16 protein-coding genes are annotated in these 24,087 nt (G+C 72.2%); 15 read left to right on the top strand and 1 reads right to left on the bottom strand.

Annotation, left to right across the window (positions count from 1 at the left end):
• Nucleotides 1-55: 55 nt before the first annotated feature.
• The 6 genes from KF708C_RS04985 (at nucleotide 56) to KF708C_RS04960 (ending at nucleotide 12,231) form a co-directional block, all read left to right on the top strand.
• Nucleotides 56-6,082, top strand: a complete 6,027-nt coding sequence (locus KF708C_RS04985; protein ID WP_059410935.1) for an alpha-2-macroglobulin family protein — start codon at nucleotides 56-58, stop codon at nucleotides 6,080-6,082.
• Nucleotides 6,079-6,780: a lysoplasmalogenase gene (locus tag KF708C_RS04980; RefSeq protein WP_020423607.1), complete on the top strand. Its 702-nt coding sequence runs from the start codon at nucleotides 6,079-6,081 to the stop codon at nucleotides 6,778-6,780. The genes KF708C_RS04985 and KF708C_RS04980 overlap by 4 nt, the downstream gene beginning before the upstream one ends.
• Nucleotides 6,777-9,005, top strand: coding sequence for a penicillin-binding protein 1C (pbpC, locus tag KF708C_RS04975; RefSeq protein ID WP_059410934.1), 2,229 nt, complete (start codon nucleotides 6,777-6,779; stop codon nucleotides 9,003-9,005). The genes KF708C_RS04980 and pbpC overlap by 4 nt, the downstream gene beginning before the upstream one ends.
• Nucleotides 9,006-9,158: 153 nt before the next feature.
• Complete coding sequence (locus KF708C_RS04970) at nucleotides 9,159-10,163, top strand: aldo/keto reductase (protein ID WP_059410933.1); 1,005 nt, start codon at nucleotides 9,159-9,161, stop codon at nucleotides 10,161-10,163.
• 70 nt (nucleotides 10,164-10,233) lie between these two features.
• Nucleotides 10,234-11,214: a delta(1)-pyrroline-2-carboxylate reductase family protein gene (locus KF708C_RS04965; protein WP_059410932.1), complete on the top strand. Its 981-nt coding sequence runs from the start codon at nucleotides 10,234-10,236 to the stop codon at nucleotides 11,212-11,214.
• A gap of 288 nt (nucleotides 11,215-11,502) precedes the next feature.
• Nucleotides 11,503-12,231 carry an OmpW/AlkL family protein gene (locus KF708C_RS04960; protein WP_020200482.1) on the top strand — a complete coding sequence of 243 codons (729 nt, stop codon included), beginning with the start codon at nucleotides 11,503-11,505 and terminating at the stop codon, nucleotides 12,229-12,231.
• Nucleotides 12,232-12,316: 85 nt separating this feature from the next.
• Here KF708C_RS04960 and KF708C_RS04955 read toward each other — a convergent pair whose 3' ends face one another.
• Nucleotides 12,317-12,511: a heavy-metal-associated domain-containing protein gene (locus KF708C_RS04955; protein WP_059410931.1), complete on the bottom strand. Its 195-nt coding sequence runs from the start codon at nucleotides 12,509-12,511 to the stop codon at nucleotides 12,317-12,319.
• A gap of 262 nt (nucleotides 12,512-12,773) precedes the next feature.
• Here KF708C_RS04955 and KF708C_RS04950 point away from each other — a divergent pair, with 262 nt between their 5' ends.
• From KF708C_RS04950 to KF708C_RS04910, 9 genes are all read left to right on the top strand, one after another.
• Nucleotides 12,774-15,221, top strand: a complete 2,448-nt coding sequence (locus KF708C_RS04950) for a heavy metal translocating P-type ATPase (RefSeq protein WP_059410930.1) — start codon at nucleotides 12,774-12,776, stop codon at nucleotides 15,219-15,221.
• Nucleotides 15,218-15,736 carry a Cu(I)-responsive transcriptional regulator gene (cueR, locus tag KF708C_RS04945; RefSeq protein ID WP_059410929.1) on the top strand — a complete coding sequence of 173 codons (519 nt, stop codon included), beginning with the start codon at nucleotides 15,218-15,220 and terminating at the stop codon, nucleotides 15,734-15,736. The genes KF708C_RS04950 and cueR overlap by 4 nt, the downstream gene beginning before the upstream one ends.
• Nucleotides 15,737-15,801: 65 nt before the next feature.
• Entirely contained in the window at nucleotides 15,802-16,785 is a 984-nt protein-coding gene (locus KF708C_RS04940) for an alpha/beta hydrolase (RefSeq protein WP_082079435.1), read from the top strand.
• A gap of 117 nt (nucleotides 16,786-16,902) precedes the next feature.
• Nucleotides 16,903-18,615, top strand: a complete 1,713-nt coding sequence (locus KF708C_RS04935; protein WP_059410928.1) for a GMC family oxidoreductase — start codon at nucleotides 16,903-16,905, stop codon at nucleotides 18,613-18,615.
• A 381-nt stretch (nucleotides 18,616-18,996) separates the two neighbouring features.
• A complete protein-coding gene (locus KF708C_RS04930; protein WP_020200476.1) occupies nucleotides 18,997-19,773 on the top strand; it encodes an ABC transporter ATP-binding protein in 777 nt (258 codons plus the stop codon).
• A 9-nt stretch (nucleotides 19,774-19,782) separates the two neighbouring features.
• Nucleotides 19,783-20,520, top strand: coding sequence for an ABC transporter ATP-binding protein (locus KF708C_RS04925; protein WP_020200475.1), 738 nt, complete (start codon nucleotides 19,783-19,785; stop codon nucleotides 20,518-20,520).
• A gap of 91 nt (nucleotides 20,521-20,611) precedes the next feature.
• The gene (locus KF708C_RS04920) at nucleotides 20,612-21,820 is read left to right on the top strand and encodes an ABC transporter substrate-binding protein (protein WP_020200474.1); all 1,209 of its coding nucleotides are present in this window, start codon (nucleotides 20,612-20,614) and stop codon (nucleotides 21,818-21,820) included.
• A 132-nt stretch (nucleotides 21,821-21,952) separates the two neighbouring features.
• On the top strand, nucleotides 21,953-22,837 hold the full coding sequence (locus tag KF708C_RS04915; RefSeq protein WP_020200473.1) for a branched-chain amino acid ABC transporter permease: 885 nt from the start codon (nucleotides 21,953-21,955) through the stop codon (nucleotides 22,835-22,837).
• On the top strand, nucleotides 22,837-23,871 hold the full coding sequence (locus KF708C_RS04910; RefSeq protein ID WP_059410927.1) for a branched-chain amino acid ABC transporter permease: 1,035 nt from the start codon (nucleotides 22,837-22,839) through the stop codon (nucleotides 23,869-23,871). The genes KF708C_RS04915 and KF708C_RS04910 overlap by 1 nt, the downstream gene beginning before the upstream one ends.
• Nucleotides 23,872-24,087: the final 216 nt, after the last annotated feature.

Raw genomic sequence — 24,087 nt, 5'->3', positions numbered from 1 at the left:
ACTTGCCATCGGCGCATGTCACCCTCGCCCGGTGCCGCAAACGGAAGGGGACAGGATGACGCAGATCGTCGCTCGGATTGGCAGGCGCGCGCAGCGCGGGCGCTGGCAGGCTGCCGCGCTGGCATTGGCGGGTGCCCTGGCGGCGCTGCTGCCGGGCGTGGCGCAGGCCGCGCAGGTGGTCCGCTTCTCGCCCGAGGGCGAGGCCGCGCGCGTGCGGCAGGTGGCGATCCGCTTCGATGAAGCGATGGTGCCGCTCGGCGACGCGCAGGCCGCCGCGCCCGCCGCCGTGTCGTGCAGCGGCGCGGCCGTCGAGGGCCACGCGCGCTGGGTCGATGCGCGCAACTGGGTGTTCGATTTCACGCGCGACCTGCCGCCCGGCGTCAGATGCGCGGTGCGCATCGCGGCCGGCCTCCGGAGCGAGGCCGGCAAGGCCTACGCCGGCAAGCCGGAATACCGTTTCGAGACCGGCGGACCGGCGGTGGTGTCGGCGCGCCCGGCCGGCGGCGAGATCGAGGAAGAGCAGGTCTTCGCGCTGCGCTTCAACGGCGCGGCCACGCCCGATTCGGTGCGCGCGGCCGCGTGGTGCCAGGCGCAGGGCCTGGGCGAGCGCATCCCGGTGCGGCTGCTCGGCGGCCAGGAGCGCGAGGCCGTGCTGGCCGCGCTGCGCTGGAAGCTCAAGGCGGAGCAGGCCGACACCGTGCACCTGCTGACGTGCCAGCAGCGCCTGCCCGCCGGCGCGCGCATGCAGCTGGTGCTGGGCGGCGGCATCGCCACGCCGTCCGGCGTGGCCACGCGCGACGAGCGCCGCTTCGACTACACCGTGCGCGAGCCCTTCACCGCCAGCTTCTCGTGCGAGCGCGAGCGCGCGCAGTCGCCGTGCACGCCGCTGCGGCCGGTGTCGCTGTCGTTCTCGGCGCCGATCTCGCGCAAGGACGCCGAGCACATCGTGCTGAACACCCCCAAGGGCCCGCGCGCGCCGCAGTTCGAGCCCGGCGCCGCGCGCGACGCGCCGGTCGGCAGCGTCACCTTCGCGCCGCCGTTTGCCGAGAAGACCGAATTCACGCTGTCGGTGCCCGCGGGCCTGAAGGACGACAGCGGCCGCGCGCTGGCCAACGCGGACCTGTTCCCGCTCAAGTTCGCCACCGCCGCCATGCCGCCGCTGGCGAAGTTTCCGGCCGCGCCGTTCGGCGTGCTGGAGCGCTTCGGCGAACTGCCCAAGGGCCGCGCGCCGGCCGACTATCCGGCGCTGCTGCCGGTCACGCTGCGCAACGTCGAGGCCGACCTGCCCGCGCTCGGCGTGCGCGCCCAGGCCGGCACCGTGCGCCGGCTCAAGGTGGACGACGACGGCGCGGTGCTGCGCTGGTACGCGCTGGTGCGCCGCCTGCACGAAAGCGCCTGGACCCGCGGCGAGCTCGACGCCATCCTGGCCGGCCGCGCGCCCGGCGACGTCGTCAACCCGCGCAACGCGCCCGCCATCGAAACGCGCTCGGTGTCGCTGCTCGAGGGCGTGCCCGGCGCGCGCAAGCTCGCCATCCCGCAGTTGTCCGACCCCGGCGGCAAGGCGCCGCGCCCGTTCGAGGTGGTCGGCATTCCGCTGCCCGAGGCCGGCTTCCACGTGGTGGAGATCGCCTCGCCGATGCTGGGCGAGGCGCTGCTCGGCCGGCAGGCGCCGATGTACGTGCGCACCGCCGCGCTGGTGACCAACCTCGGCGTGCATTTCAAGCTCGCGCGCGGCCCCGGCAAGATGACCGCGCTGGCCTGGGTCACGACGCTCGACGACGGCAAGCCGGTGGCCAACGCCGCGGTGGCGCTGCGCGACTGCGGCGGCCGCCTGCTGGCCTCGGCGCGCACCGACGCCGCCGGGCTGGCCAGCTTCGGCGCGGTCGAGGACGCGCGCGAGCGCGACTGCGGCGACACCGGCCTGTCCGGCTATTTCGTCTCCGCGCGCATCGGCGCCGACCACCCGCAGGCGCGCGGCCAGGCCGACATGGCCTTCGTCATGTCCGGCTGGAACCAGGGCATCGAAAGCTGGCGCTTCAACGTGCCCACCGACACCAGCGCCACGCCCGACGTGCGCATCGCCACCGTGTTCGACCGCACGCTGCTGCGCGCCGGCGAGACCGTGTCGATGAAGCACCTGATCCGCACCGAGACCGCGAACGGTTTCGCGCTGCCGTCGGGCGACGAGGCCATGCCCGGCAAGATGGTGATCCGCCACGAGGGCAGCGGGCAGACCTACGAGCAGCCGGTGCGGTGGCGGACCACCGCCACCGGCGGGCGCAGCGCCGAGAGCGCCTTCGCGGTGCCGGCGGCGGCCAAGCTGGGCGTCTACACGGTGTCGTTCAGCGATGCGCGCGAGCGCACGTTCGACAGCGGCAGCTTCCGCGTCGAGGCGTTCCGCCTGCCGGTGCTGGCCGGCACGCTCAAGGCCGGCGGCGGCGGCGCGCTGGTGGCGCCGGCCGAGGTGCCGCTCGACCTGGAAGTGCACTACGTGTCGGGCGGTGGCGCGGCGGGCCTGCCGGTGCAGGTGTCGGCGCTGCTGCGCGGCAAGTCCGTGAGCTTCGCCGACTACGGCGACTACGCCTTCGCGCCGCCGCGCCCGCAGCGCAAGGGCGGCGAGCCGTCCTCCGGCGACGAGGACGAGAGCGAGGACGGCGCCGCGCGCGACGACGGCCAGAAGCTGGTCGCCGACAAGCTGCCGCTCAGGCTCGACAAGAACGGCGGCGGCGCGCTCACGCTCAAGAACCTGCCGCGCGTGGACGCGCCCAGGGACCTCGTGGTGGAAACCGGCTTCGCCGACCCCAACGGCGAGATCCAGACGCTGCGCCAGACCGTGCCGCTGTGGCCGGCGGCGGTGGTGGCGGGCATCCGCGCCGAGAACTGGGTGTCGGTCAGGCAGAAGCTCAAGGTCAACGGCCTCGTGCTCGACACCCAGGGCCGCCCGCAGGCCGACGCGCCGGTCGCCGTGCGCGCGCTGCTGCGCACCACCACCTCGGTGCGCAAGCGCGTGGTGGGCGGCTTCTACCGCTACGACAACAGCAGCCAGACGCGCGACCTCGGCAGCGTCTGCGAAGGCCGCACCGACGCGCGGGGCCGCATGCAATGCGAGGTGGCGCTGCCCGAGGCCGGCGAGGTCGAGCTGGTGGCGCAGGCGCGCGACAACGCCGGGCGCATGTCGCAGGCCGCCACCAGCGTGTGGGTCACGCGCCAGGGCGAGCTGTGGTTCGGCGGCGAGAACAACGACCGCATCGACCTGCTGCCCGAGAAGAAGGCCTACGCGCCGGGCGAGACCGCCGTGTTCCAGGTGCGCATGCCGTTCCGCCATGCCACCGCGCTGGTGTCGGTGGAGCGCGAAGGCGTGCTGGAAGCCAGCGTGGTCGAGCTCGACGGGCGCGACCCGACCGTGCGCGTCAAGGTCAGGCCGGAGTGGGGGCCGAACGTGTACGTCTCGGTGCTGGCGCTGCGCGGGCGGCTGCGCGAGGTGCCGTGGTATTCGTTCTTCACCTGGGGCTGGCGCCAGCCGCTCGCATGGTGGCAGGCCTTCCGCAGCGAAGGCCGCGAATACGCCGCGCCGAGCGCGCTGGTCGACCTGTCCAAACCGGCCTTCCGCCTCGGCCTGGCGGAGATCCGCGTCGGCGACGAAGGCTATCGCCTGGACGTGAAGGTGACGCCCGACAAGGCCAGCTATCCGGTGCGCGGCAAGGCCCAGGTGGTGGTGCAGGTGACGCTGCCCGACGGCAAGCCCGCGGCCAGCGGCGAAGTCGCGCTGGCCGCGGTGGACGAGGCTCTGCTCGAGCTGATGCCCAACACCAGCTGGGACCTGCTCGATGCCATGCTGCGGCGGCGCGCCTACGGCGTGGAGACCGCCACCGCGCAGATGGAGATCGTCGGCCGCCGGCACTATGGCCGCAAGGCGGTGCCGGCTGGCGGGGGCGGCGGCAAGAGCCCCACGCGCGAGCTGTTCGACACGCTGCTGCTGTGGAACCCGCGCGTGCCGCTCGACGGCGCCGGGCGCGCCACGCTGACGGTGCCGCTCAACGATTCGCTCACGCGCTTTCGCATCGTCGCCGTGGCCGACCTCGGCGTGAGCCGCTTCGGCAGCGGCAGCGCCACCGTGGCCGCCACGCAGGACCTGCAGCTGATCTCCGGCCTGCCGCCGCTGGTGCGCGAGGAAGACCGCTACCGCGCCATGTTCACGCTGCGCAATGCCACGCAGCGGGCGATGACGGTGCAGGCGGTGGCGCGCATGGGCGGGCCTTCGCAATCCGCGCAACAGACGGCGCCGGCATTGCCGGCGCAGACGGTGGAGATCCCGGCCGGCGCGTCGCGCGAGATCGGCTGGGACGTGAGCGCGCCGCTGCTGCCCGCGGGCGCGTTCGCGCAGGAAGGCACCGTGCAGTGGGAAGTGGAGGCCGGCGAGCAGGGCAAGGGCGGCGCGGCCGACCGCGTCAGGCTCGCGCAGCAACTGGTGCCGGCGGTGCCGCTCGCGGTGCAGCAGGCCACGCTGGCGCAGCTCGCGCCCGCGCTGGCGGTGCCGGTGCGCGCGCCGCAGGGCGCGCTGGCCGACGCCGCGGGCCGGCCGCGCGGCGGCCTGCAGGTCGACCTGCAGGCGTCGCTCGCGGGCGGTATGCCCGGCGTGCGCGCGTGGTTCCGCGACTATCCGTTCTCGTGCCTGGAGCAGCGCGCCTCGCGCGCGGTGGGCCTCGGCGACGCCGCGCAGTGGAGCGCGCTCACGGCGCAGCTGCCGGGCTATCTCGACGATGACGGGCTGGCGGCGTATTTCCCGCTGCAGAACGACGCCGCCGGCAGCGAGGTGCTCACCGCCTACCTGCTCGCGCTGTCGGACGAGGCGGTGCGCGCGGGCCTGCCGCTGCGCCTGCCCGACGAGACCCGCGCGCGCATGGAGAGCGGCCTCGCGGCCTTCGTCGAGGGCCGCATCAAGCGCGAGCGCTGGGCGCCCACGCAGGACCTGGAAGTGCGCAAGCTGGCCGCGCTCGAGGCGCTCTCGCGCAGCGGCCACGCGCAGGCGCGCATGCTCGGCGCGATCCAGATCCTGCCGCAGCAGTGGCCCACCTCCGCCTTGCTCGACTGGATCGCGCTGCTGAGCCGCGTGCACGACATCCCGCAGCGCGAGGCGCGCCTCGCGCAGGCGCAGCAGATCCTGCGCGCGCGCCTGACCGTGCAGGGCACGCGCCTGGCGTTCTCCACCGAGCGCGAGGACAACTGGTGGTGGCTGATGAGCGGCGTCGATCTCAACGCCGCGCGGCTGCTGGCGCTGTCGCTTGACCTGCCCGGCTGGAAGGACGAGGCCGCGCAGCTCGCCGCCGGCCTGCTGGGCCGGCAGGTGCGCGGCGCGTGGGGCACCACCACCGCCAACGCGTGGGGCGCGCTGGCGGTGGCGCGTTTCGCGCAGGCCTTCGAGAAGACGCCGGTGGCCGGCGCCACGCGCGTGGCGCTGGAAGGCGTGCCGGACGCCACGCGCGCGTTCGAGTGGGCGCGCGCGGCCAGCCGCGACGGCGTGGCCGTGGGCAGCGTGAGCCTGCCGTGGCCGCAGGACGGCACCGCCACCTTGCGCGCCGACCAGCAGGGCGCCGGGCGGCCGTGGGCCACGGTGCGCGCGCTGGCGGCGGTGCCGCTGGCCGCGCCGCTCGCGGCCGGCTACCGCATCACGCGCAGCGTGACGCCGGTGGAGCAGGCGGTGGCGGGCAAGTGGTCGCGCGGCGATACCTACCGCGTGACGCTGCAGGTCGACGCGCAGGCCGACATGACCTGGGTGGTGGTGAGCGACCCCGTTCCCGCCGGCGCCACCATTCTCGGCAGCGGCCTCGGGCGCGACTCGGACATCGCCACGCGCGGCCAGCGGCGCACGGGCGCGTGGCCGGCCTTCACTGAGCGCACGCAGCAGGCCTACCGCGAGTACTACGCCTACCTGCCGCGCGGCAGCGCCACCGTCGAATACACGGTGCGCCTGAACAACGCCGGCGAGTTCGCGCTGCCGCCCACGCGCGTGGAAGCGATGTACGCGCCGGACGTGTTCGGCGCCCAACCCAATGCAAGGCTGACCGTAGGAGCGCGCCCTTGAGCTGGCTTGCGATGATGATGCCCGCGCGCGTGCGCGAATGGTGGCTGGCCGGCACGCTGGCCGGCCTGGTCTACGGCGGCATGCTGGTCACGGTGGCGATGGACGCGCAGCCCGGCGCGCAGCTGAGCGGCCAGATTGCCTTCCAGCCGGTGTGGAAGACGGCGATGGCGCTGATGCTGGCGCGCGCGGCGCGCTACCACCCGGTGCCGCGCGAGCGGCGCTGGCTGATGGCGGCGCTGCTGTGCTCGGCGGTGGGCGACTTCCTGCTGGCGATGCCGTGGCTGTCGGTGTCGTTCATCGGCGGCCTGGGCGCGTTCCTGCTCGCGCACCTGGCCTACCTCGGCCTGTTCGTGCCGATGGCCGGCGACTGGCGGCCGCACCGCCTGGTCGGCTGCGGCGTGGTGATGGGCGCGGCGGGCGCCATGCTCGGGCGCTTCTGGCCCAACCTCGGGGCGCTGGCCGCGCCCGTCACCGTCTACGTGATCGCGCTCGCGGCAATGGCGTGCGCGGCGCTGGCGGCGAGGCTGCCCACGCCGCTGGCGGCCATCGGCGCGCTGTGCTTCGCGGTGTCCGACGCGCTGATCGGCAGCGCGCGCTTCCTGGTGCCGTTCGAGACCTTCGCGCTGGGCATCTGGTGGACCTACGCCGCGGCGCAGGTGCTGCTGGTGGCCGGCGTGGTGGCGGGGCGCGGGGAATGAGCCGCGCGCCGCGCGCCACGTTGGCCGCCGCCTGCATGGCGGCAAGCGCGGCAGCACACGCGCTGCCCTCGTACGACAGCGTGCGCGCCGGCTGGCGCAGCGCCGACGTGATCGTGCTCGACCGCCACGGCGCGCCGCTGTCGCGCGTGCGCGAGGATTTCGGCGCGCGCCGCGGGGACTGGGTCACGCTGGCGGAAATCTCGCCGGCGGTGCGCACCGCCATCGTGCTGTCGGAGGACCGGCGCTTCTATGCGCACAGCGGCGTGGACTGGCAGGGCGTGGCGGCGGCGGCGTGGGCCAACCTGTGGAACACGCGCACGCGCGGCGCCTCCACGCTGACCATGCAGCTTGCCGGCCTGCTCGACGACGACCTGCGCCGCGCGGGCGGGCGCAGCGTGGGGCAGAAGATGGCGCAGGCGCTGCGCGCCGCCGCGCTCGAGCGCGACTGGAGCAAGGACCAGATCCTCGAGGCCTATCTCAACCTGGTGCCGTTCCGGGGCGAGCTGGTGGGCCTGTCGGCGCTGTCGCAGGCGCTGTTCGGCAAGTACCCGAGCGGGCTCGACGCGCGCGAGGCGGCGCTGGCGGTGGCGCTGGTGCGCGCGCCCAACGCGCGCGCGGCGCAGGTCGCGCAGCGCGCCTGCGGCATCCTGCGCGAGCAGGGCCTGCCGAAGGCCTGCGAAGGGCTGGGCGGCTTCGCGCAACTGACGCTGCCGCGCGGCGGCGCCGCGGCGGGCGCGCCGGTTGCGGCGGCCGCGGTGTCCGGCCCCGACCTCGCGCCGCACCTGGCGCGCCTGCTGGTGGCGCAGGCGCGCGCGGCCGGCGCGGTGCCGGCATCGATCACCTCCACGCTCGACGCCGGCCTGCAGCGCCTCGCCGCCGACAGCCTCGGGCGGCACCTGCGCGAGCTGGCCGGGCGCAACGTCGAGGACGGCGCGGTGGTGGTGCTCGACAACGCCAGCGGCGAGGTGCTGGCCTACGTGGGCTCGTCCGGCGCGCTGTCCGGCGCGGCGCAGGTGGACCACGCCGCGGCGCCGCGCCAGGCCGGCTCCACGCTCAAGCCCTTCCTCTACGCGCAGGCGCTGGAGGCGCGGCGCCTGACGCCGGCCTCGCTGCTCGACGACCGTCCCGTCAACCTGCCCGCCGGCGGCGCGGGCGGGCTCTACGTGCCGCAGAACTACGACCATCGCTATGCCGGCTGGGTCAGCATGCGCGCGGCGCTGGCGTCGTCGCTCAACGTGCCGGCGGTGCGCACGCTGGTGATGGTCACGCCGCACCGCTTCCACCAGCGCCTGGTCGCGCTCGGGCTGCCGCTGCCGCAGGCCGGCGACTACTACGGCTACAGCCTCGCGCTGGGCAGCGCCGACGTGCCGCTGCTGGCGCTGGCCAATGCATACCGCGCGTTCGCCAACGGCGGCGCCTATGCGCCGGTGCGCATGCGCGCGGGGGCCGCCGCGCCGGCGGCGCGCGCGGTGATGTCGCCGGCGGCCAGCTACCTGATCGCCGACGTGCTGTCGGACCGCCACGCGCGGGCGCGCACCTTCGGCCTGGACAGCCCGCTCACCACGCGCTTCTGGACCGCGGTGAAGACCGGCACCTCGAAGGACATGCGCGACAACTGGTGTATCGGCTGGTCGCAGCGCTACACCGTGGGCGTGTGGGTCGGCAACGCCAGCGGCGCGAGCATGCACGAGGTGTCCGGCGTGGCGGGCGCCGCGCCGGTGTGGCACGACGTCATGGAAGCGCTGCACCGCGCGGTGCCGAGCGCGGCGCCGGCCATGCCGGCCGGCGTGGAGCGCGTGGCGCTGCGCTTTGCCGGCGACCTGGAGCCGGCGCGCGAGGAAGTGTTCCTCGCGGGCACGGCCATGCGCGTGGTCGATATGGTCGATGCGGTCGATGTGGCCAGCGCGGCGCCCGCGCGCGCGCCGGCGCGGGATGGCGTGCCCGCCATCGGCAGTCCCGCCGACGGCACCGTGTTCGCGCTCGACCCGGACATCCCGCCGGCGGCGCAGCGGGTCTGGTTCCGCGCCGAGGGCGCGGGCGGGCGGGCGGCGCAGGGCGTGCGCTGGCGCGTCGACGGCAAGCCGCTCGGGCGCGGCGCGCAGATGGCGTGGTTTCCGTGGCCGGGGTGGCACCGGGTGGAACTGCTCGACGCCGGCGGCAAGGTGGTGGACCGCATCGGCATCGAGGTGCGCGGCGCGGTGGCGAAGGGCGCGCCGCGCGGCTGAGGTGCTTGAGCGGCACGGGGGCGGCAGGCCGGCACGCGGCGCCGATCCGGCCTATGCTGCCAGGGTTGCGCGCCCCCGATGCCGTGCGGGCGCGCCATGCGCGGGCGGGCCGCTGCCCGCCGGTGTTCCGCCAACGTCTTTCCAGGAGTGGGCATGACCGCATTACGCAAGCTGGGCCGCCACGGCCCCGAAGTCTTTCCGCTCGGCCTCGGCTGCATGGGCATGAGCGAGTTCTACGGCGCGCACGACGACGCCGAATCGATCCGCACCATCCACCATGCGCTGGCGCGCGGGGTCAACCTGATCGACACCGCCGACATCTACGGCCCGCACACCAACGAGCGCCTGGTCGGCCGCGCCATCGCCGACCGCCGCGACGGCGTGGTGCTGGCCACCAAGTTCGGCATCGTGCGCGATCCGGCCAACCCGGTGGCGCGCGGCGTCGACGGGCGCCCCGAGTACGTGCGCGCCGCCTGCGACGCCAGCCTGAAGCGGCTCGGCCTGGACCACATCGACCTGTACTACCAGCACCGCGTGGACCCGCAGGTGCCGATCGAGGAAACCGTGGGCGCGATGGCGGAACTGGTGCGCGCGGGCAAGGTGCGCTGGCTGGGCCTGTCGGAGGCCGGCGCCGGCACGCTCGAGCGCGCGCACGCGGTGCACCCGATCGCCGCGCTGCAGAGCGAGTATTCGCTGTGGACGCGCGACGTGGAGGCGGGCGGCGCGCAGGGCATCCTGGCCACCTGCCGGCGGCTCTGCGTGGCCTTCGTGCCGTACAGCCCGCTCGGGCGCGGCTTTCTCACCGGCGCGATCCGCAGCCCGGACGATTTCGCCGCCGACGACTACCGCCGCGCCAGCCCGCGCTTCGTCGGCGAGAACTTCGCGCGCAACCTGGCGCTGGCCGACAAGGTCAGGGACATCGCGCGCGGCAAGGGCTGCACGCCGGCGCAACTGGCGCTGGCCTGGGTGCTGGCGCGCGGCGAGGACGTGGTGCCGATTCCCGGCACGCGGCGCGTGGCCAACCTCGACGACAACCTCGGCGCGCTGGACGTGACGCTGGACGCGGCCGACCTGGCGGCGATCGACGCCGTGTTCCCGCCCGACGCAGCGGCGGGTACGCGCTATCCGGAACAGGTCATGCCGCTGCTGGCGCGCTGAACGGGCGAGCGGGGAAGGGCGGCAATCGCGGATAATCCCGCATCGCAAACCGCTTCCGGAGCCACCCGCCGTGTCCCTCGCCCCGCTCGACGCCGACCAGACCGCCGCCCGCCTGCCGTACCCGGAACTGGCGCGCGCCATCGCCGACATGCTGGCCGAACTGCGCGCCGGCACCGCCACGGCGCCGCCGCGCATCGCCCTGCCGGTGGGCGACGCCGGGGGCGGCGCGGGCACGCTGCTGGTGATGCCGGCCTGCAACCGCGAGCTGGTGATGACCAAGAACATCACCGTGCACCCGGACAACCCGCGCCGCGGCCTGCCCAGCATCCTCGGCGAAGTGGTGGTGGCCGACGCCCACACCGGCCGGCGGCTGGCGCTGCTGGACGGGCCCACCGTGACCGGGCGGCGCACCGCGGCGGTCTCGCTGCTGGCCGCGCAGCGGTTCGCGCCGCGCCCGGACGGCGAGCTGCTGATCGTCGGCGCCGGGGTGCAGGCGCTGACCCATCTCGAAGCCTTCATCGCCGGGCTGGCGCCGCGCCGCGTGTGGCTGCATTCGCGCACCGCCGCCAAGGCCGGGGCGCTGGCCGTGCACGCGCGCGCGCTCGGCACCGAGGCGCAGGCGGTGGACGACGTGCGCGCGGTGCTGCAGCGGGTGTCGATGGTGGTCACGGTGACTTCCAGCCTGGCGCCGGTGCTGCCCGACCTCGACAGCGGCCTGTGGCGCGACGACCACTTCATCGCCGCGGTGGGCGCCTTCCGCCCCGAGATGTGCGAGCTGCCGCCGGCGCTGTGCCGGGCCGCGTCGGCCAGCGGCCGGCTGCTGGCCGACACCCTGTTCGGCATCGAGGACGAGGCCGGCGACCTGCTGCAGGCCGGCATCGACTGGGCCACCGTGCAGCCGTTCGAGCAGGCCATCCTCGCGGCCGACGCGCTGCGCGCGCGCGGCGGCAGCCCGCTGGTGTTCAAGAGCGTGGGCTACGCCTTGTGGGACCTGGCGGCCTGCGTGCTGGCCAGCGCCGCGCTTGCGCCGGGCGCGGCGGGTGCTGCCTGAGGCATCCCGAAGCGGTGGCCGGCGGGTGCCCGCCGCCGCCGCGCCCGCGTGAATTCCCTTGTCCCCAGTAGGCCTTTACCGCGGAGTAGGTTTTGCGGCGGGCAGGCGTCGCAAATTCGGTACAGTTTTCGCGCGGTTTTCTGGCGTACTCCCCATTTTCTTAGTGGTTAACCCGCTCTTTAGGGGCCTCGCTCTATGAAAGCGTTGCACGTTTGAAACAGGCGGCACACCCCAGACGGGATAATGCACCCCTCAACTCGAGGAAGAGAGAAACGACAAGGAGCAGGCATGACCCATAAAAAGATCCTGGTGGCCAGCGTTGCCATGCTGATCGCAGGCGCCGCGCAGGCGCAGAGCGCCGGCAGCAACGTCGTCAGCCTGGGCTGGTTCCGGCTGATGCCGAACAGCTCGGCGGACCCGCTCACCGTGGACAGCATCAACGGCTTCCCGGTCGGCGTGCCCAAGGCCGGCACGGGTGCCGAGGTCAAGACGGCGGACACGGTGGGCATCTCGCTGGAGCACTATTTCACCGACAACATCGGCGTCGAGTTCGTGGTCGGCCTCCCGCCCAAGCATGACGTCGCGGGCGAGGGCGCCTTCGCCAAGTACGGCATGCTGGGCAACGTGAAGCAGTGGAGCCCGGCGATGCTGGTGAAGTACCACTTCCTGGAAGCCAAGTCCCGGTTCCGCCCGTATGTCGGCATCGGCGTGAACTACACGTGGTTTACCGACGAAACCATCAGCAACCAGACCTTCGTGAAATCCGAGTTCGGCCCGGGCGCGACCATGACGGCCAGCGCCAAGAGCTCGTGGAACCCGGTGTTCAACGTCGGCGCCAACTACGCCGTGACCGACAACTGGTTCGTCGGCCTCTCGGTGTCCTACCTGCCGCTGTCGACCACCGCCAGCTTCACGGCGCGCAACGCCGGCGCGGGCGCCAACCAGACCGTGCAGTCGCATACCAAGATCAAGATCGACCCGGTGGTGACGTTCCTGAGCGTGGGCTACCGCTTCTGAGCGCACGCCGCGCCACGCGAAAGGGCTTCCGTTTCCGGAAGCCCTTTTTTCTTCGCGGGGCGGGCGGAGGCGCGCGGTGCGCGCTTCAGCCCTTGACCGGATAACCGGCTTCCTCGATGGCCGCGCGCAGCGCCTCGGTGCTGGCCGTGGCTTCCACGGTCACGGCCTGCGCGGGGATGTCGGCCGAGACCTTGGCGGCCGGGTCGACGGCCTGCACGGCGCGGGTGATGGCGCCCACGCAGTGGCCGCACGACATGCCTTCAACCTGGAACTGGATCATCTGGGTTCTCCTGTTGGAACGGAAACGAGCGTAAACAAAAGCGCAATCGCCGGAGCGTACCAACCGCTGCGCGCGGCGGCCGGCCCTGCGATACGGTGTGAAGTGTGCACCTTCCCACTGTGGGAAGCGCAAGCGCTTTTCCGGCGAAACGCCGGGTGCGGCAAAGTGACCTGGGCATGGCTTGATTCCGGCCTTGACCTTCCCAACATGGTAAGGTCCATGATGCGCTTGTCGTCACCGTGGAATCCTCTCCCTTCAAGCCATGTCCGCTTCATCCCAGACTCTTCCCCTGTCCGGCGCGCCGGATGCCGAATGGCGCCTGCCCATCGGCGGCATGACCTGCGCCTCGTGCGTGCGGCGCGTCGAGAACGCGCTGGCCAAGGTGCCCGGCGTGCGCCAGGTCGCCGTGAATCTCGCCACCGAGGAAGCCACGCTGCAGGCCGACAGCGCCGCCGTGCTGCCAGCCGCGGCGGCGGCGGTGAAGGCCGCCGGCTACGAAGTGCCGTACCAGGCCGTCGAGCTGTCGATCAGCGACATGACCTGCGCGTCCTGCGTGGCGCGCGTGGAGCGCGCGCTCAAGGCCGTGCCGGGCGTGGTCGACGCCCAGGTCAACCTGGCGACCGAGCGCGCGGCCGTGACCGTGCCGCGCGGCGCGGTGGACGCCGCCGCGCTGGTCGCCGCGGTGGCGCGCGCCGGTTATGGCGCGGTGCCGGTGAGCGAGGAGCAGCCGGCGGGCGCGGCGCCGCGCGATAGCTTCTGGTCCGGGCCGTGGCCGGTGGCGCTCGCGGCCGCGTTGTCGCTGCCGCTGGTGGCGCCGATGGTGGCCGGGTGGTTCGGCGTGCACTGGATGCTGCCGGCGTGGGTGCAGTGGCTGCTGGCCACGCCGGTGCAGTTCGTGTTCGGCTGGCGCTTCTACAAGGCGGGCTGGAAGGCCGCGCGCGCCGGCGCCGGCAACATGGACCTGCTGGTCGCGCTCGGCACCTCGGCGGCCTACGGCCTGTCGCTGTGGCTGATGTGGCGCGGCGCGGACGGCATGCCGCACCTGTATTTCGAGAGCGCGGCGGTGGTCATCACGCTGGTGCGCCTGGGCAAGTGGATGGAGACGCGCGCCAAGCGCCAGACCGCGGAGGCGATCCGCGCGCTGGCGGCGCTGCGCCCGGACAGCGCCATCGTGCGCCGCGCCGGCGTGGAGGCCACGGTGCCGCTGGCGTCGGTGCGGGTGGGCGACGAGATCGTGGTGCTGCCGGGCGCGCGCGTGCCGGTGGACGCCGAAGTGACCGAGGGCACCAGCCACGCCGACGAATCGATGCTCACCGGCGAGAGCCTGCCAGTGCCCAAGGCGCCCGGCGACCGCCTCACCGGCGGCGCCATCAACTACGAAGGCCGGCTGGTGGCGCGCACCGTGGCGGTGGGCGCGGAAACGGTGCTGGCGCGCATCATCCGCATGGTGGAGCACGCGCAGGCGGCCAAGGCGCCGATCCAGCGCATGGTCGACAGCGTCAGCGCGGTGTTCGTGCCGGTGGTGCTGGGCATCGCGCTGCTCACGCTGCTGGGTTGGGGCGTGCTCGGCGGCAACTGGGAAGCGGCGCTGCTCAACGCGGTGGCGGTGCTGGTGATCGCCTGTCCGTGCGCACTGGGGCTGGCCACGCCGACCGCCATCATGGCCGGCACCGGCGCCGGCGCGCGCGCCGGCATCCTGATCAAGGACGCCGAGGCGCTCGAAGTGGCGCACCGCGTCAAGGTGGTGGCCTTCGACAAGACCGGCACGCTCACGGTCGGCAAGCCGGAAGTGGTGGCGCTGGCGGTGCCGGAGGGCGCGGGCGACGGCGAGGCACTGCGCGTGCTGGCGCTGCTGGCCGCGCTGCAGGCCGGCAGCGAGCATCCGCTCGCGCACGCGGTGCTGGCCGCGGCACGCGCGCGCGGCGTGACGGCGCCGGCCGCCGCCGAGGTGCGCGCGCTGCCGGGCGTGGGCCTGGCCGGCACGGTCGGGGGCATGGCGCTGCAGCTCGGCAGCGAGCGGCTGCGCGCCTCGCTGGGCGCGGCGGCGGGTACGCTGCAGGCGCGCGCGCAGGCGCTGCAGGACGAAGGGCGCACGGTGTCGTGGCTGATCGATGTCGGCGTGGCCGGCGCGCCGCGCGTGCTGGGGCTGGTGGCCTTCGGCGACGCCATCAAGCCCGGCGCGCGCCGCGCCATCGAGCGGCTGCGCGCGGCCGGCGTGCGCACCGTGATGCTGTCGGGCGACAACCGCGGCGCCGCCGCGCGCGTGGCCGAGGCGCTCGGCATCGACGAAGTGCAGGCCGAGGTGCTGCCCGCCGACAAGGCCGAGCGCGTGCTGGCGCTCAAGGCCGGCGGCGCGGTGGTGGCGATGGTCGGCGACGGCATCAACGACGCGCCGGCGCTGGCCGCGGCCGACGTGGGCATCGCCATGTCGACCGGCACCGACGTGGCCATGCATGCCGCCGGCATCACGCTGATGCGCGGCGACCCGGCGCTGGTGGCCGACGCGCTGGGCATCTCGCACCGCACCGTGCGCAAGATCCGCGAGAACCTGTTCTGGGCCTTCTTCTACAATGTGATCGGCATCCCGCTGGCGGCGGCCGGCCTGCTCAACCCGGTGGTGGCGGGCGCGGCGATGGCGTTCTCCAGCGTGAGCGTGGTCGGCAACGCGCTGCTGCTGCGGCGCTGGAAACCGGCGGGAGAACAAGCATGAATATCGGCGATGCGGCACAGGCCTCGGGCGTGTCCGCCAAGATGATCCGGCACTACGAAGCGATCGGCCTGGTGGCGGCGCCGCCGCGCAGCGAGGGCGGCTACCGCCGCTACGACGAGCGCGCGGTGCACACCTTGCGCTTCGTGCGGCGGGCCCGTAATCTCGGGTTCTCGCTGGACGAGATCCGCGGCCTGCTGTCGCTGTGGCACGACCGCGCGCGCGCCAGCGCCGACGTCAAGGCGCTGACCCTGCGCCACGTGGCGGACCTGGAGCAGCGCATCGCCGAGCTGGCCGCCATGCGCGACACGCTGCGCCAACTGGCCGAGGCGTGCAGCGGCGACCACCGGCCGGACTGCCCGATCCTGGCCGACATGGCGCGGCTCGGCGACGGCGAAGTCGACGGAAAAGCGGGCAGAGAAGCAGACAGAGAAGCGGACAGAGACGCGGATGGCGATGGCGGCGGCGATGGCGACATGGCGCTGCCATCCTGCCACCGCCACGGCGCGGCGGCCTAGCCACGCCCCGGCACAGGCGCGCCGGCGGGCGCAACGCGAGCGGAACGGACATGGAGACCAACCGGATGGACCAACCGAGTACCGCTGTCCCTGCTGTTCCCGCCGAGCCCGGCGGCGCGCCGCGGCCCGCGCCGGGCGCGGGTGGGTACGCCGGCCCGGATGCGGGCCAGGACGCGGGCGCGCCCGCGCGGCCGCTGGTGCCCGCCGAGAGCCGCCAGCGCATGCGCGACGGCACCGAGCTGCTGCTGCGCACCTGGCAGCCCGATCCCGCCCTGTTCCCCGAAGCCACCGGCTCGCTGCTGCTGGTGCACGGCCTGGCCGAGCACTGCGGGCGCTACCAGCACGTGGCCGAATTGCTGTGCGGCCTGGGCCTGCGCGTGCGCGCCTACGACCAGCGCGGCCACGGCGCCAGCGGCGGCGCGCGCATGGTGGCGCCGCATCCCGACATCTACGTCGAAGACCTTGCCGAGATCCATGACGCCGCCGTGGGCCAATGGCAGGAACTGCCGTTCCTGCTGGGCCACAGCATGGGCGGGCTGGTGGCGGCGCGCTTCGCCACCGCGCGCGTGCGGCCGGTGCGCGCGCTGGTGCTGTCGTCGCCGGCGCTGGCGCTGCGCCTGTCCGGCGCGATGCTGATGCTGCACCGCGCGCTGCTGACGCTGGCGCCGAACCTGCGCGTGCCCAATCCGATCGAGGCGCGCTACCTGTCGCACGACGCGGCGGTGGTGGCGCAGTACCGCGCCGACCCGCTGGTGCAGGGCACCATCAGCGCCGGCGTGCTGGAGACCTTCGTGCGCGGCATGGCGCAGGCGCAGGCCGACGCGCCGCTGCTCGAAGCCCCCGCGCTGCTGCTGGTGCCCGGTGCCGACCGCATCGTCGACGCGGCCGGCAGCCGCCGCTTCTTCGACGCCGCGCCGCCGGACCTGCGCGAGATGCGCTGGTTCGACGGCGGCTACCATGAGATCTTCAACGAAGCGCAGCCGCTGCGCGGCGAGGTGTTCGCCGCGCTGGCCGGCTGGCTGCGCCAGCACCTGCAACCGCAGGCATGACCGCGGGCGCGTGAACCATCGCGCGCCACGACGGCCCAAGACCGGCAGGCCGCGCCCCGGCGCAGGCCCATCTTCAACCATTGCAACCGCGGCGCAAGGCCAGACAAAGACAAAAGCATGGAGACTTACGACTACATCATCGTCGGCGCGGGATCGGCCGGCTGCGTGCTGGCCAACCGCCTGACCCAGGACCCCGACGTGAGCGTGCTGCTGCTCGAGGCGGGCGGGCGCGACGACTATCACTGGATTCACATCCCGGTGGGCTACCTGTACTGCATCGGCAACCCGCGCACCGACTGGATGTACCGCACCACCGCGCAGGCCGGGCTCAACGGCCGCGCGCTCGGTTATCCGCGCGGGCGCGTGCTGGGCGGCTCGTCGTCGATCAACGGCATGATCTACATGCGCGGCCAGCGCGAGGACTACGACGACTGGGCGCGCCTGACCGGCGACGACGGCTGGCGCTGGGACAACGTGCTGCCGCTGTTCAAGCGCAGCGAGGACCATCACCGCGGCGCCAGCGCGTTCCACGGCGCCGGCGGCGAATGGCGCGTGGAGGGCCAGCGGCTGCGCTGGGACATCCTGGAGCGCTTCATCGACGCGGCCGGGCAGGCCGGCATCCCGCGCACCGACGACTTCAACCGCGGCGACAACTTCGGCGTGGGCTACTTCGAGGTCAACCAGCGCCGCGGCATCCGCTGGAACACCGCCAAGGCCTTCCTGCGGCGCGCGGCCGAGCGGCCCAACCTGACCATCATCACCGGCGCGCAGGTCAGCGCGCTGAACTTCGACGCCCGCCGCTGCAGCGGCGTGGCCTATCTGGGCGGCGGCGCCGCGCATGCGGCCGCGGCGCGCGAGGAAGTCATCCTCGCGGCCGGCGCGGTCAATTCGCCGCAGCTGCTGGAGCTGTCCGGCATCGGCCAGCCCGAGCGCCTGGGCGCGCTCGGCATCGCGGTGCGCCATGCGCTGCCGGGCGTGGGCGAGAACCTGCAGGACCACCTGCAGCTGCGCACCGTGGTCAAGGTGGAGGGCGTGCGCACGCTCAACACGCGCGCGGCAAGCTGGTGGGGCAAGCTCGGCATCGGCCTGCAGTACGCGATCAACCAGAGCGGGCCGATGAGCATGGCGCCGTCGCAGCTGGGCGCGTTCGCGCGCTCGGACGCCACGCAGGCGCGCGCCAACCTGGAGTACCACGTGCAGCCGCTGTCGCTCGACAAGTTCGGCGATCCGCTGCACCGCTTCAACGCGTTCACCGCGAGCGTGTGCAATCTGCGCCCGACCTCGCGCGGCAGCGTGCACATCGGCGACGCCGATTTCCGCAAGGCGCCGCTGATCGAGCCCAACTACCTCGCCACCGAAGAAGACCGCAAGGTGGCCGCGGACTCGCTGCGGCTGACGCGGCGCATCGTGGCCGCGCCGGCGCTGGCGCCGTACAAGCCGCAGGAATGGCTGCCGGGCCCGGCCTTCGAGACCGACGCGCAGCTGGCGCAGGCCGCCGGCGAGATCGGCACCACCATCTTCCACCCGGTCGGCACCTGCCGCATGGGGCGCGCGGACGACCCGGACGCGGTGGTGGATCAGCGCCTGCGCGTGATCGGCGTCGACGGGCTGCGCGTGGTGGATGCGTCGGTGATGCCGCTGATCACGTCGGGCAACACCAACTCGCCGACCATCATGATCGCCGAGCGCGCCAGCGACATGATCCGCGAGGACCGCCGCCGGCGCATCGGCGGCACGGCGGTGACGGGCGCGGCTGCGGCCGGCGCCGTTACCGCGGCCGGCGTGCCCGACGCGCTCCATGCGAAGGGCGGCGCGGCGGCACGGACCTGAGCCCCGGACCTGACTGCCGGACCTGACATCTGGTTCATGTTTCATGATCAGTGCAAACCCGGATGTTTTGCGACGCAGCAGACGCACACAATAGACGCCCAGATGCCGTGCAGCAGCGCTCACATTGGCGCGCCCTACCCAGGGCGCGTCGCGCGTTGAAGGCCCGGTGCGTGGCGCGGGTGCATGACCGCATCGGCGGCAACGAAGAAAGACAAGCGGCGCATAAGCGGCAGACAAGCCGCGGCAAGCCGCGACAGCCACGGGGAGCGCGACTGGGTTGGCGTGACTCGTGCGGTGGTGGCGCAAACAGCGCCACGGTTCTGACCATTTGGCGGTGCCGACCAGAAGCCGGCGCCGCGACAAGAGGGCGGGCAGGAGACCATGAGCGAGCAAGACACGATCCTCGAGACGCGGAACCTCACGAAGGAATTCAAGGGGTTCACCGCGGTGAGCGACGTCAACCTGAAGGTGCGGCGCGGCTCCATCCATGCCTTGATCGGCCCCAACGGCGCCGGCAAGACGACATGCTTCAACCTGCTGACGAAGTTCCTCGAGCCGACCACGGGGACCATTCTCTTCAACGGCATCGACATCACGCGCGAAGCGCCCGCGCAGATCGCGCGGCGCGGCGTGATCCGCTCGTTCCAGATCTCGGCGGTGTTCCCGCACCTGACGGTGCTGGAGAACGTGCGCATCGGCCTGCAGCGCCAGCTCGGCACGTCCTACCATTTCTGGCGCAGCGAGCGCACGCTCGACGTGCTCAACGAGCGCAGCATGGACCTGCTCGAGCAGGTCGGCCTGGCCGACGCCGCGCAGATCGTCACCGTCAACCTGCCGTACGGCCGCAAGCGCGCGCTCGAGATCGCCACCACGCTGGCGATGGAGCCGGAGCTGATGCTGCTGGACGAGCCCACGCAGGGCATGGGCCACGAGGACGTGGCGCGCGTCACCGAGCTGATCCGCCAGGTGGCGGCCGGGCGCACCATCCTGATGGTCGAGCACAACATGAACGTGGTGTCGTCGATCGCCGACAAGATCACCGTATTGCAGCGCGGCGCGATTCTCGCCGAGGGGCCCTACGCGGAGGTGTCGAAGGACCCGCGCGTGATGGAAGCCTACATGGGCACCGTCGAGGCCGAGCTGCAGGGCGCGCACTGAGGAATCCGCATGAGCACAACATCGGCGACGCCCGCACTCGAAATCAAGGACCTGCACGCCTGGTACGGCGAATCGCACATCCTGCACGGCGTGGACCTGACCGTGAACCGCGGCGAGGTGGTCACGCTGCTGGGCCGCAACGGCGCCGGGCGCACCACCACGCTGCGCGCCATCATGGGCCTGACCGGCCAGCGCAAGGGCTCGATCCGCGTCAACGGCACCGAGACCATCGGCATGCCCACGCACAAGATCGCGCATTGCGGCATCGGCTACTGCCCGGAGGAGCGCGGCATCTTCGCCAGCCTGTCGTGCGAGGAGAACCTGATGCTGCCGCCGTTGCTCAAGGGCAAGGGCGGCGGCAATGGCGGCGCCGGCATGAGCGAGGCCGAGATCTACGAGATGTTCCCCAACCTCAAGGAGCGCCGCCAGAGCCAGGGCACGCGCCTGTCGGGCGGCGAGCAGCAGATGCTGGCGGTGGGGCGCATCCTGCGCACCGGCGCCAACCTGCTGCTGCTCGACGAGATCTCCGAGGGCCTCGCGCCGGTGATCGTGCAGGCGCTGGCGCGCATGATCCTGATGCTCAAGAAGAAGGGCTACACGGTGGTGATGGTGGAGCAGAACTTCCGCTTCGCCGCGCCGCTGGCCGACCGCTTTTACGTGATGGAGCACGGCACCATCGTCGAGCGTTTCGCCGCGGCGGAACTGCAGGCCAAGATGCCGGTGCTCAACGAGCTGCTCGGGGTCTGATGCGGCGCGCGCCGCGCGCGGGCATCGCGGGCATTTGTTTCAGGGCAGGAACGGGTGGCGACAAGTGCCGCCGAAACTAAGGAGACAGGTAATGAAAATGACTCGGCTGGCGGCTGCTCTGGCGGCCATCGTAACGGGCGTGGCAACGGGCTCGGCCTCGGCACAGGTTTCGGGCGATACGGTCAAGATCGGCTACATCACCGACATGTCGGGCCTGTATGCCGACATCGACGGCCCGGCCGGCCTCGAAGCCATCAAGATGGCGATCGAGGACGCGGGCGGCAAGGCGCTGGGCAAGCCGATCGAGCTGGTCTCGGCCGATCACCAGAACAAGGCCGACATCGCCGCCTCGAAGGCGCGCGAATGGATGGACCAGCAGGGCCTGGACATGCTGCTCGGCGGCACCAACTCCGCCACCGGCCTGGCGATGGCCAAGGTGGCGGCGGAGAAGAAGAAGGTCTACTTCAACATCGGCGCCGGCTCGGCGCGCCTGACCAACGAGGAGTGCTCGCCGTACACGGTGCACTACGCATACGACACGGTGGCGCTGGCCAAGGGCACCGGCAGCGCGGTGGTCAAGCAGGGCGGCAAGTCGTGGTTCTTCCTGACCGCCGACTACGCGTTCGGCCACTCGCTCGAGCAGGACACCGCGGCGGTGGTGAAGGCCAACGGCGGCACCGTGGTGGGCCAGGTGCGCCATCCGCTCAACGCATCCGACTTCTCCTCGTTCCTGCTGCAGGCGCAGTCGTCCAAGGCGCAGATCCTGGGCCTGGCCAATGCCGGCGGCGACACCATCAACGCGATCAAGGCGGCCAAGGAATTCGGCATCACCAAGTCGATGAAGATCGCCGGGCTGCTGATGTTCATCAACGACGTGCACAGCCTGGGGCTGAAGAACACCGAAGGCCTGCTGATGACCGACAGCTGGTACTGGGACATGAACGACGAGACGCGCAAGTTCGCCACGCGCTTCTTCGGCAAGACCAAGAAGATGCCGAGCAGCCTGCAGGCCGCCGACTACTCCGCCATCCGCACCTACCTGAGGGCGGTGGAGACGGCCAAGACGGACGATCCGGACAAGGTCATGGCCGAGCTGAAGAAGGCCAAGATCGACGACTTCTACACCAAGGGCTACATCCGCCAGGACGGCCGCGCCATCCACGACATGTACCTGATGCAGGTGAAGTCGCCGGCGGAGTCGAAGAAGCCGTGGGACTACCTGAAGGTGGCCGCCACCATCCCGGGCGACCAGGCCTTCACCACGGTGGCGGAATCGAAGTGCGCGCTGCTGAAGAAGTGAGCGCCTGAGCTGCGAGTGCTGTCCCCGCCGCGGCGGCCCGGGTTGCGGGCGCCGCGGCTTCGCTTCATCTGACTGCGCCCGCGCGGGAGGCCATCGCGCCTCCCGGCCGGCGCGCGAACGGTAACGCCCGCGATGGACATCTTCGGTATTCCCTTGCCCGCCATGCTGTCCCAGTTGCTGCTGGGGCTGGTCAACGGTGCTTTCTACGCGATGCTGAGCCTTGGCCTGGCGGTGATCTTCGGCCTGCTCAACGTCATCAATTTCGCCCACGGGGCGCTGTTCATGCTGGGCGCGGTGCTGGCCTGGATGGGCATGAACTACTTCGAGCTCAACTACTGGGTGATGCTGGTGCTGTCGCCGCTGGTGGTGGCGCTGCTCGGGGTGGTGATCGAGCGCACCATGCTGCGCTGGATCTACAAGCTCGACCACATCTACGGCCTGCTGCTCACGCTGGGCATCACGCTGGTGATCGAAGGCATCTTCCGCTCGATCTACGGCGTGTCCGGCCTGCCGTACTCGACGCCGGAACTGCTCTCCGGCGCCACCGACCTCGGCTTCATGATCCTGCCCAACTACCGCGCCTGGGTGGTGGTGGCGTCGCTGGCGGTGTGCTTCGCCACGTGGTTCCTGATCGAGAAGACCAAGCTCGGCGCCTACCTGCGCGCCGGCACCGAAAACCCCAAGCTGGTGGAGGCGTTCGGCGTCAACGTGCCGCTGATGGTGACGCTGACCTACGGCTTCGGCGTGGCGCTGGCGGCGTTCGCGGGCGTGCTGGCCGCGCCGGTGATCCAGATCTCGCCGCTGATGGGGCAGAACCTGATCATCATCGTGTTCGCCGTGGTGGTGATCGGCGGCATGGGCTCGATCATGGGCTCGATCCTCACCGGCCTGGGGCTGGGCGTGATCGAGGGGCTGACCAAGGTGTTCTACCCCGAAGCGTCGTCCACGGTGGTGTTCTTCATCATGGTGATCGTGCTGATGCTGCGCCCGGCCGGGCTGTTCGGGAGGGAGAAGTGATGAGCCAGACATCGGGCGCGGCCGCGGCCGCCGGGCAGACAAGACAGGGGCGGGGCGTGCAGAAGAAACTGTGGCTGGGGTATGGATTGCTGCTGGTGGCGCTGCTGGTGGCGCCGATGGCCGGGGCGTATCCGGTGTTCGTGCTCAAGGTGCTGTGCTTCGCGCTGTTCGCGTGCGCGTTCAACCTGCTGATCGGCTACACCGGGCTGCTGTCGTTCGGGCACGCGGCCTTCTTCGGCGGCGCCGCCTACATGGCCGGCCATGCCATGAAGGTGTGGGGCGTGACGCCGGAGGTGGGGCTGGTGCTGGGCACGCTGACCGGCGCGGTGATCGGCTACGTGGTGGGCTGGATCGCGATCCGCCGCCAGGGCATCTATTTCTCCATGATCACGCTGGCGCTGGCGCAGATGCTGTTCTTCTTCTGCCTGCAGGTGCCCTACACCGGCGGCGAGGACGGCCTGCAGGGCATTCCGCGCGGCAAGCTGTTCGGCGTGCTGCCGCTGGACAGCGACCTGACGCTGTACTACGTGGCGCTGCTGATCATCGTGCTGGCCTTCGCGCTGATCGTGCGCACCGTGCATTCGCCGTTCGGGCAGATCCTCAAGGCGATCAAGGAGAACGAGCCGCGCACCATCTCGCTGGGCTACGGCACCGACCGCTTCAAGCTGATGGTGTTCGTGCTGTCCGCGGCGCTGTCCGGGCTGGCCGGCTCGATCAAGGCGCTGGTGCTGGGCTTCGCCACGCTGACCGACGTGCACTGGTCGATGTCGGGCTCGGTGATCCTGATGACGCTGGTGGGCGGCCTGGGCACGCTGTCGGGCCCGCTGGTGGGCGCCTTCGTGGTGGTGGCGCTGGAGAACAAGCTCGGCGACATCGGCAATTTCCTGGCCTCGGCCACCGGCATCGAGTGGTTCGGCTCGCTGGGCGAGTCGGTGACGATGGTCACCGGCGTGATCTTCGTGATCTGCGTGCTGACCTTCCGGCGCGGCATCATGGGCGAGTTGCTGGCCCGCTTGGGCAGGGCCCGCGAGTGATCACGGGGAGACATGCCCGATTTTGGGGCTAGGGTTTCTTCTAGCTTGTCCAAAACGCACCGCTTCGTTACATTGCATATACGGTTTTCGCAGGTTAGATGGAGGCGGAAGCGAGGAGACGACAGGCGCGCGGTCACTAGGCTGCAGTGTCAATATAAGACGAGGGCGTTGCCGGGTGATCCCTGGCAACGCCTTTTTTCATGTCCGCGCGCACCG

Source organism: Cupriavidus basilensis (assembly GCF_000876015.1).
Taxonomy (GTDB): domain Bacteria; phylum Pseudomonadota; class Gammaproteobacteria; order Burkholderiales; family Burkholderiaceae; genus Cupriavidus; species Cupriavidus basilensis_B.
Note: the sequence above shows the minus strand (reverse complement) of the source record. Positions and strands in the feature narration are given on the sequence as shown.

What these genes read in the sequence shown, in the direction of transcription:
- KF708C_RS04930 (WP_020200476.1), top strand. Translation starts at nt 18,997, where the DNA reads ATGAGCGAGCAAGACACGATCCTCGAGACGCGGAACCTCACGAAGGAA.
- KF708C_RS04910 (WP_059410927.1), top strand. Translation starts at nt 22,837, where the DNA reads ATGAGCCAGACATCGGGCGCGGCCGCGGCCGCCGGGCAGACAAGACAG.
- KF708C_RS04920 (WP_020200474.1), top strand. Translation starts at nt 20,612, where the DNA reads ATGAAAATGACTCGGCTGGCGGCTGCTCTGGCGGCCATCGTAACGGGC.
- KF708C_RS04915 (WP_020200473.1), top strand. Translation starts at nt 21,953, where the DNA reads ATGGACATCTTCGGTATTCCCTTGCCCGCCATGCTGTCCCAGTTGCTG.
- pbpC (WP_059410934.1), top strand. Translation starts at nt 6,777, where the DNA reads ATGAGCCGCGCGCCGCGCGCCACGTTGGCCGCCGCCTGCATGGCGGCA.
- KF708C_RS04950 (WP_059410930.1), top strand. Translation starts at nt 12,774, where the DNA reads ATGTCCGCTTCATCCCAGACTCTTCCCCTGTCCGGCGCGCCGGATGCC.
- KF708C_RS04960 (WP_020200482.1), top strand. Translation starts at nt 11,503, where the DNA reads ATGACCCATAAAAAGATCCTGGTGGCCAGCGTTGCCATGCTGATCGCA.
- KF708C_RS04940 (WP_082079435.1), top strand. Translation starts at nt 15,802, where the DNA reads ATGGACCAACCGAGTACCGCTGTCCCTGCTGTTCCCGCCGAGCCCGGC.
- KF708C_RS04925 (WP_020200475.1), top strand. Translation starts at nt 19,783, where the DNA reads ATGAGCACAACATCGGCGACGCCCGCACTCGAAATCAAGGACCTGCAC.
- KF708C_RS04985 (WP_059410935.1), top strand. Translation starts at nt 56, where the DNA reads ATGACGCAGATCGTCGCTCGGATTGGCAGGCGCGCGCAGCGCGGGCGC.
- KF708C_RS04970 (WP_059410933.1), top strand. Translation starts at nt 9,159, where the DNA reads ATGACCGCATTACGCAAGCTGGGCCGCCACGGCCCCGAAGTCTTTCCG.
- KF708C_RS04955 (WP_059410931.1), bottom strand. Translation starts at nt 12,511, where the DNA reads ATGATCCAGTTCCAGGTTGAAGGCATGTCGTGCGGCCACTGCGTGGGC.
- KF708C_RS04935 (WP_059410928.1), top strand. Translation starts at nt 16,903, where the DNA reads ATGGAGACTTACGACTACATCATCGTCGGCGCGGGATCGGCCGGCTGC.
- cueR (WP_059410929.1), top strand. Translation starts at nt 15,218, where the DNA reads ATGAATATCGGCGATGCGGCACAGGCCTCGGGCGTGTCCGCCAAGATG.